This is a genomic window from Mameliella sp. AT18, assembly GCF_028807275.1.
GTDB classification, from domain to species: Bacteria; Pseudomonadota; Alphaproteobacteria; order Rhodobacterales; family Rhodobacteraceae; genus Antarctobacter; species Antarctobacter albus.
The window spans coordinates 1-8,673 of sequence record NZ_JARAMO010000195.1; the positions used below are offsets into that span (position 1 = coordinate 1).

Genomic DNA, 8,673 nt, shown 5'->3' on the forward strand with positions numbered 1-8,673 from the left:
CCCCGGAGGTATTTTCAGCCCAAAGAAACCTAGGGCCGTGGCGAAAAGGTCAGGACCGGTAATCCGCGTTGATCTGGATGTAACCGTGGGTCAGGTCGCAGGTCCAGACGGTCGCCTGCCCTGCGCCAAGTCCGATATCGACGTTGATGTCGATTTCCTGCCCCTTGAAATAGGTCGCGCCATCCTCTTCGCGATAGCTTTCTGCGACCCAGCCTTCGCTGGCGACAAGGGTCTCGCCGAAGCGGATCGACAGCTTGTCCCGGTCGGCGGCGGCGCCGCTTTTGCCCACGGCCATGACGATGCGGCCCCAGTTCGGGTCCTCACCGGCGAGCGCGGTCTTGACCAGCGGCGAATTCGCGATGGCCAGCGCATGGGTGCGGGCATCGGCATCAGAGGCCGCGCCGGAGACATGCACGGTGACGAATTTCGTCGCCCCCTCGCCGTCGCGGACCACCTGGTGCGCCAGGTTCAGCATCACGTTGTAGAGCGCCTGGGTGAAGTCGGCATTCCAGGTCACGTCCACACCCGACGCACCGGTCGCCGCCATCAGCAGCGTGTCCGAGGTCGAGGTGTCGCTGTCCACGGTGATGTTGTTGAAGGTCTTGGCGTTGAGTTCCGACACCAGCGCCTGCAGCTCGGCGCGCGGGATGCGCGCGTCGGTGAAGATGTAGACCAGCATCGTCGCCATGTCGGGCGCGATCATGCCAGACCCCTTGGCGATGCCGGCGATGCGCACCGGTTTGCCATCGACGTCGATTTCCGCCGTCGCCGCCTTGGGGAAGGTGTCGGTGGTCATGATGGCGCGGGCGGCCTCGGCCATGCCGTCGGGCGACAGGGCGCCATGCAGCTCGTTCAGCTTGGCGGTGATGCGGTCATGCGGCAGGCGCTCGCCGATCACCCCGGTCGAGGAGGTGAAGACGCGGGACGCGGGCAGGCCTGTCTGCGCCGCCACGGCCTGACAGATGGCCGCGACAGAGCCCTCACCGGCCTTGCCGGTGAAGGCGTTGGAATTGCCCGAGTTGACGATGATGGCGGCGCCTTCGGCGCTGTCCGTGCCGATCTTGGACTGGCAGTCCAGCACGTTGGCCGAGCGCGTGGCCGACCGGGTAAAGACCCCGGCCACCACGCTGCCCGGGTCGAGCAGCGCCAGCATCACGTCGGGGCGGCCCTTGTAGCGCACCCCGGCCTCGGCGATGGCGAACCTTGCGCCCCCGATGACCGGGAGCGCGGGAAAGTCTGCGGGGGCAAGCGGAGACCGGGGAGGCATGTGCTCTTACTCCGCCAGCAGGCCGAGGTTGTTCAGGATCGACGTGTCGATTTCGGTGAAATCGAGCCGCGTCACCTCACCTGCCTCGGCCTGTTCCGCGATATAGGCCTGGACAGCGTCCTGCTTGAGCTTTTGCTCGATCGCGGGGCGGACCTGTTCCAGCGGTGGGGCATCCATCGTCCGGGTCTCGTTCAGGGTGATGACGTGCCAGCCATAGCGCGTCTGCACCGGGGCAGAGACGGCGCCCGGTTCCATCGCGGCGACCGCGTCTTCGAAGGCCTTGAGCATACGGCCCTTGCCGAACCAGCCCAGCGAACCGCCGTTGGGGCCGGTCGGACCGGTGGAATTGGCGCGTGCCAGTTCCGCGAAATCGGCGCCATCGGCCAGTTCCTGGATCAGTTCCTTGGCCTTTTCCTCGGTCTCGACCAGGATGTGCGAGGCGTTGTATTCGACTCCAAGGTCGGCATCGACATAGTCGGCCTTGTAGGCGGCCTCGACGGCCTCTTCGGTCACGGCACCGTCGGCCACGGCCTGCATCGCCTCGGCGGCCAGAAGTTCACGCTTTTCATTGTCCAGCGCCAGCTGGACACGGTGGGTTTCCTCGCCCTTGTCGGACTGTGCCAGCGTCTCGTACTGGATCAGCCGTTCCAGCAGCCCTTGCCAGAGATCGTCGGTCGGCGCCTGCTGGAACCGTTCCGGCAGCGAGGCGCGCGCCATCAGCATGTGGCCAAAGGTGATGTCCGTGCCATTGACGGTGGCGACAACGGTGTCGATCGTGATCTCGGCCGGCTTGTCGGCGTCGGCGTCCTGCGCCAGGGCCGGCAAAGCCAGGGTCAGCGCGACCGCCGCAGCCGAGAGTTTCATGAGGGTTTTCGACATCGGTTCTTCCTCTTGATTCGGTGCCGCGTCCCTGGGCGGCGTTGACACTCTACAGCCGTCCCCTTACATGCCCGAAAGGCTCTGCGAGGCCGGTCTTTTCGTTCCGTCATATGGCTCATGTGCGAGGCGGGCAAGCAGATGCCGCACTTGACGCTGGAAACAGGTACATCAGACCATGCTTGGAAAAATCGCGCGCAAGGTATTCGGCACGCCGAATGACCGTAAGATCAAGGCCACACGCCCGCTGGTGGAAAAGATCAACGCGCTGGAGCCGGAGTTCGAGAAACTCGACGATGCCGGTCTGATCGCCAAGAGCCAGGAGTTCAAGGAGCGCATCGAAAAAGGCGAGAGCCTCGACTCGCTGCTGCCCGAGGCCTTTGCCAACTGCCGCGAAGCCGCAAAGCGGGCCCTGGGCCTGCGCGCCTTCGACGTGCAGCTGATGGGCGGGATTTTCCTGCACCAGGGCAATATCGCCGAAATGAAGACCGGTGAGGGCAAGACGCTGGTCGCGACCTTCCCCGCCTACCTGAACGCGCTGACCGGCCGGGGCGTGCATATCGTCACCGTCAACGACTATCTCGCCAAGCGGGACGCAGAGTGGATGAGCAACGTCTACGGCGCGCTTGGCCTGTCGACCGGCGTCGTCTACCCGCGCCAGCCCGACGAGGAAAAGAAGCAGGCCTATGCCTGCGACATCACCTACGCCACCAACAACGAGCTGGGCTTCGACTATCTGCGCGATAACATGAAGTCCGAGCTGGACCAGATGTTCCAGCGCGACCACTACTTTGCCGTCGTCGACGAGGTCGACTCGATCCTGATCGATGAGGCACGGACGCCGCTGATCATCTCGGGGCCCTCCGACGACCGGTCCGAACTGTACCAGGCCATCGACAAGCTGATCCCGGAACTGGCCGAGGATCACTATACCGTCGATGAAAAGACACGGAACGTCACCTTTACCGACGAGGGCAACGAGTACCTCGAGCAGATGCTGCAGGCGCATGAGCTGCTGGAAGAAGGCCGGAGCCTCTACGACCCGGAAAGCACCACCGTCGTGCACCACGTCAACCAGGCGATCCGGGCGCACAAGCTGTTCACCAAGGACAAGGATTACATCGTCCGCGACGGCGAGGTTGTGCTGATCGACGAGTTCACCGGCCGGATGATGGCCGGGCGGCGCCTGTCGGACGGTCTGCACCAGGCGATCGAGGCCAAGGAAAGCTGTGACATCCAGCCCGAGAACGTGACGCTGGCCAGCGTGACATTCCAGAACTACTTCCGCCTCTACGAGAAGCTGTCCGGCATGACCGGGACGGCCTCCACCGAGGCCGAGGAATTCGGCCAGATCTACGGCCTGGGCGTGGTCGAGGTTCCGACCAACCTGCCCATTGCGCGGATCGACGAGGACGACGCCGTCTATCGCACCGGAACCGAAAAATACGCCGCCATCGTCGAGGAAATCCGCAAGGCGCATGAAAAGGGCCAGCCGGTCCTTGTCGGCACGACCTCGATCGAGAAGTCCGAGATGCTGAGCCAGATGCTGACGCAGGCGGGGCTGAAGCACAACGTCCTGAACGCGCGCCAGCACGAGCAGGAGGCGCAGATCGTCGCCGACGCCGGCAAGCTGGGCGCGATCACGATTGCCACGAACATGGCGGGCCGCGGCACCGACATCAAGCTGGGCGGCAACGTGGAATTCCAGATCATGGAAGCCATCGCCGCCAATCCCGATCGTCACCCCGACGAGATCCGCGCCGAGATCGCGGCGCAGCACGAGGCTGACGAGCAGGCGGTCAAGGAGGCGGGCGGCCTGTTCGTTCTGGCCACCGAACGCCACGAATCGCGCCGCATCGACAACCAGTTGCGCGGTCGTTCGGGCCGCCAGGGCGACCCGGGGCGGTCGTCCTTCTTCCTCAGCCTCGAAGATGACCTGATGCGCATCTTCGGCTCGGAACGGCTGGAAAAGGTGCTGTCGGGCCTGGGCATGAAGGAAGGCGAGGCCATCGTTCACCCCTGGGTGAACAAGTCGCTGGAACGCGCGCAGGCCAAGGTCGAGGGGCGCAACTTCGACATCCGCAAGCAGCTGTTGAAATTCGACGACGTGATGAACGACCAGCGGAAGGTGATCTTCAGCCAGCGGCGCGAGATCATGGAATCGCAGGACGTCAGCGAGATCACCACCGACATGCGCCACGAGGTGATCGAGGAGCTGGTGGATGCCTATGCGCCGCCCAAGGCCTATGCAGACCAGTGGGACATGCCGGGTCTCTATGCCGCCGTGCTGGAAAAGCTGGGCATGGACCTGCCGATCATCGGCTGGGCCGACGAGGACGGCGTCGACCAGGAGGTGATCCGCGAGCGGCTGGAAGAAGCCAGCGACGAGATGATGGCCGAGAAGACCGAGGCCTTTGGCCCGGACACCATGCGTCAGATCGAAAAGCAGGTTCTCTTGCAAACCATCGACGGCAAGTGGCGCGAACACCTGCTGACGCTAGAACACCTGCGCTCGGTCGTGGGCTTCCGTGGCTATGCGCAGCGTGACCCGCTGAACGAATACAAGAACGAATCCTTCCAGCTGTTCCAGAACATGCTGGACGGCCTGCGCGAGACGGTGACCGAGCAGCTGAGCAAGGTGCGCCCGATGTCCGAAGAGGAACAGCAGGCGATGATCGCCGAGATGCGCCGCCAGCAGGAAGAGATGCAGCGCCAGATGGACCGCGCCGCGGCCGCGGCCGCCCCGGCCCCCTCTGCCGCCGCCCCGGCGGGCGATGCGCCCTCGCCCGAGGCCGTGGCCGCAGGGTTCGACGAGAACGACCCCGAAACATGGGGCAATCCCGGCCGCAATGACGCCTGCCCCTGCGGGTCGGGCAAGAAGTTCAAGCATTGCCACGGCCGGCTCAGCTGACCCCGCGCGGCGGCCCCAGGCGGGCCGCCCGCCCGATTAAGGCCCCAATGACTCCGCCTGCGTGCCCTATGCGCGCCATGTTTACCTTTCATCCTGCAAGATGAGAACAAAGGACAGGAGTCTTCATCATGGCCCGGCTTACCAGCTATTTTCTCGGCGGCGCGACGCTGGTTTGCGCGCTTGGGACCGGTTACGTGATGCAATACGGTTTTGCCCTGCCCCAGCAGGGCGGCAAGGCACCTGAACCCAGGCTGGAAATTTCCGAGATCAAACAGACCTCGTCAGCCGTTGTCCTGCCGATGATCCCCGTCGACCGCTCGCCCGAGGCGCAACTGCCGGACGCCCCCGTGGTGGTCAAGGCCGCCGCAGAGGTCGACCTGCCCCAGGCCGACCTGCCCGAGGCGCCCGCCGAAACCGGGTTTTCCTGCGACATGACAATGACCGCGACGCCAACGGCAGGTGCGCTTGTCGACGTGGAACTGATTGCCCCCTGCCGCGCCAGCGAACGGGTGACGATCCACCACCAGGGCATGATGTTCACCGAGGTGATCCAGCCGGACGGCTCGCTCTCCGTCACGGTCCCCGCACTTGCCGAACAGGCCGTCTTCATCGCCAGCTTTGCCAGCGGCGAAGGCGCGCTGGCCAGCACGGATGTCAGCTCGCTGCCATTCTATGACCGCGTCGTCGTGCAGTGGAAGGGCGAGGCCGGGCTGCAACTGCATGCCCGCGAATTCGATGCGGGCTATTTCACCGATGGCCACATCTGGGCCGCCCATGCCGGCAACTTGACCGCCGCCGCCAAGGGCGAAGGTGGGTTCCTGACCCGCATGGGGCGCGCCGACACGCCCGAGGCGCTGGCGGTCGAGGTCTATTCCTTTCCCGCCGGCACCGCCAAGCGCGGCGGTGAGATCCTGCTGTCGGTCGAGGCCGAAGTGACGGCAGGCAACTGCGAAACCCAGGTCGAGGCACAGACGCTGGAAATCCGTGACGGCGGCGATCTGCGCACCCGCGACCTGACTCTGCAGATGCCCTCTTGCGAGGTTCTGGGCGACTTTCTGGTGTTGAAAAACCTTGTCGAAGACATGACTATCGCCGCCAGATGACAGGCGGGTGACGGGGACTTCATGTCGATCAGTCGTGCGGCGGTATTCGCCGCACTTTTCCTTTTCATGCAGGCCGGTTTCGCCCTGGCGCAGGACATCACGCTGAAATCGCGGGATGGCAGCATCGCCTTGTCGGGCAACCTGCTGGGGTTCGACGGCGAGTTCTACCGGATCGAGACCCGCTTTGGCGAATTGACCGTCGACGGCTCGGGCGTGACCTGCACCGGCGTCGGCTGCCCCTCGCTGATCGACTATGTCGCAGAGGTGACGATTTCCGGCTCCGCCAGTGTCGGCCACGGGTTGATGCCTGCCCTTGTCGAGGGCTTTGCCGCCCGCAGCGGGTTGCAGGCGGAACGCATCGGCACCGCCAGCGGGACGGTCTATGCCCTGCGCAAACCGGGTGGGCGTGTACTTGGCAGGTTTACCTTTCGCGTCACGGACACCGACAGCGGCTTTGCCGACCTGCTGGCGGATGAGGCCGATATCGTCATGGCCCTGCGCGAAATCCGTCCCGAGGAGGCCGCCCGCGCCCGCGCGGCGGGACTGGGGGACCTGACGGCGCCCAACCGCTCTCGCGTGCTGGCGCTGGATGCTGCGGTGCCGATCGTCTCGCCGCGCAATCCGGTCGACCGACTGTCGATCGCGCAACTGGTCGATGTTCTTTCCGGTCGGATCACCAACTGGAGCGATCTGGGCGGCCCGGATGCGCCGATCACGCTGCACCTTCGGGGCGAGGGCTCTGGCATGGTGCAGGGCTTGCAGGACCGGCTGTTGCGACCTGCCCGCCTTGACCTGGTCGATGGCGCCAGACGCCACGACAGCAATACCGCGCTTGTCCGGGCCGTGGCGGTCGATCCTTTCGGGCTGGGGCTGGCCAGTTTTGCCGAGACAGGCGTGACCCGGCCGCTGGTTCTGGCCGGGGCCTGCGGCTTTACCCTGCGGGCGGCGCGGCGCAGCATCAAGACCGAGGACTATCCGCTGACCGCGCCGATGTTCCTGTATATCCCGGCGCGGCGCCTGCCCAAGCTGGCCAGCGACTTCCTGGCTTATGCGCATGGGTCATCGGCCCAGATCACGATCCGCGAGGCCGGTTACATCGACCAGGCTCCCGAGGAAGTGGCCCTGGACCTGCAGGGCTACCGCCTGGCCAATGCCATCGCCGTGGCCGAGGGCGAAGAGGGGTTGGCGGCCTTGCAGGACATGGTGGCCGCGCTTGGGCCGATGAGGCGCCTGACGACCACCTTCCGTTTCGAGACCGGATCGAGCAAGCTGGACGCGCAGTCCCGCTCGAACGTCCTGGCGCTTGCCCGCGCGCTGGAGGCAGGGGGGCATGATGGACGAGAGCTGGTCTTTGTCGGGTTCTCGGACGGGGTCGGGCCCGCCGCAGCCAATCTGGACATCGCGCAGCGCCGGGCCGAGGCCGTGCGCCGCGCGGTCGAGGATGCGGCGGAAACGGCCGACCTGGACCGGGTGCAGATCAGCGCGCGCGCCTTTGGCGAGGCCCTGCCGATGGCCTGCGACGACAGCGCCTGGGGGCGGCAGGTGAACCGGCGGGTCGAGGTCTGGGTTCGGTGATCCCGCGCAGCGTCAGAGCAACCCTTCGCTGCGGAAACTGAGTTCACGCGATTTCCCGATCACCAGGTGATCGTGCAGCGTTATGCCCAAGGCATCGGCAGCCACCTGGATCTGCGCCGTCATGTCGATATCCGCCTGGCTGGGCGTGGGGTCGCCGGACGGATGATTGTGCACCAGGATCAGCGCCGAGGCGTTGAGTTCGAGCGCCCGTTTCACCACCTCACGCGGATAGACGGGCACATGATCGACCGTGCCGCGCGCCTGCGGCTCATCGGCGATCAGCACGTTCTTTCGGTCGAGAAACAGGATGCGGAACTGTTCGGTGTCACGGTGGGACATGGTGGTCTGGCAATAGTCGATCAGCGCATCCCAGCTGCTGACCACCTGTTTGCGCAGGACCCGCGACCGCGCAAGACGGTGCGCCGCCGCCTCGACGATCTTGAGTTCCGTCACGACGGCCTCTCCGACGCCATTGACCTCTTTCAGGCGATGCAGGGGCGCCGAAACGACACCGTTGAAATCCCCGAAGGTTTCCAGCAGAAGGCGCGCCAGCGGCTTGACGTCCCGCCTGGGAATGGCCCGGAACAGGACCAGTTCCATCAGTTCGTAGTCCGGCAGTGCCTCTGCCCCGCCGATCAGGAATCTTTCGCGCAGGCGCGCGCGGTGATCGCGAATGTAGGACGGCAGTCTCTGCGCCCCCGGACCGGGCCGGGCGGGTGCCTCATCATGATCGAAGAGGGCAGCCTGTGAGTCGGAGAAATGCGGGCCTCGGGTCATACCGGCGATGGTGGCGCACCGAGGTGAACAGTTGGTTAACGGACCTGAACAATCTGCGAACGCAAAGGCGCCACGCAAGGGCTGTTGCGTGGCGCCTGTCGTGGCGGGAAGGCCCTGTGATCTGACCGAACCCTACGCTGGAGGCTTCGCCGCGCGATGCGCGG

Annotated in this window: 6 protein-coding genes; 3 read left to right on the forward strand and 3 right to left on the reverse strand. The window is 65.4% G+C overall.

Annotated features, from left to right (window positions below):
• Nucleotides 1-49 precede the first annotated feature (49 nt).
• Nucleotides 50-1,267, reverse strand: a complete 1,218-nt coding sequence (gene argJ, locus PVW46_RS17375) for a bifunctional glutamate N-acetyltransferase/amino-acid acetyltransferase ArgJ (RefSeq protein ID WP_069210533.1) — start codon at nt 1,265-1,267, stop codon at nt 50-52.
• Nucleotides 1,268-1,273: 6 nt separating this feature from the next.
• Nucleotides 1,274-2,146, reverse strand: a complete 873-nt coding sequence (locus PVW46_RS17380) for a peptidylprolyl isomerase (RefSeq protein ID WP_043140514.1) — start codon at nt 2,144-2,146, stop codon at nt 1,274-1,276.
• 175 nt (nt 2,147-2,321) lie between these two features.
• On the opposite strand from PVW46_RS17380, the gene secA reads away from it, so the two are divergent.
• The 3 genes from secA to PVW46_RS17395 all read left to right on the forward strand — a co-directional run bounded on the left by secA (nt 2,322) and on the right by PVW46_RS17395 (nt 7,732).
• Nucleotides 2,322-5,054, forward strand: coding sequence for a preprotein translocase subunit SecA (gene secA / locus PVW46_RS17385; RefSeq protein WP_069210532.1), 2,733 nt, complete (start codon nt 2,322-2,324; stop codon nt 5,052-5,054).
• Nucleotides 5,055-5,182: 128 nt separating this feature from the next.
• On the forward strand, nt 5,183-6,157 hold the full coding sequence (locus tag PVW46_RS17390; RefSeq protein WP_069210531.1) for a translocase: 975 nt from the start codon (nt 5,183-5,185) through the stop codon (nt 6,155-6,157).
• Nucleotides 6,158-6,178: 21 nt separating this feature from the next.
• Nucleotides 6,179-7,732: a phosphate ABC transporter substrate-binding/OmpA family protein gene (locus PVW46_RS17395; RefSeq protein WP_069210530.1), complete on the forward strand. Its 1,554-nt coding sequence runs from the start codon at nt 6,179-6,181 to the stop codon at nt 7,730-7,732.
• Between the two features lie 12 nt (nt 7,733-7,744).
• Here PVW46_RS17395 and radC read toward each other — a convergent pair whose 3' ends face one another.
• Nucleotides 7,745-8,509: a RadC family protein gene (gene radC / locus PVW46_RS17400; protein ID WP_069210529.1), complete on the reverse strand. Its 765-nt coding sequence runs from the start codon at nt 8,507-8,509 to the stop codon at nt 7,745-7,747.
• Nucleotides 8,510-8,673 lie beyond the last annotated feature (164 nt).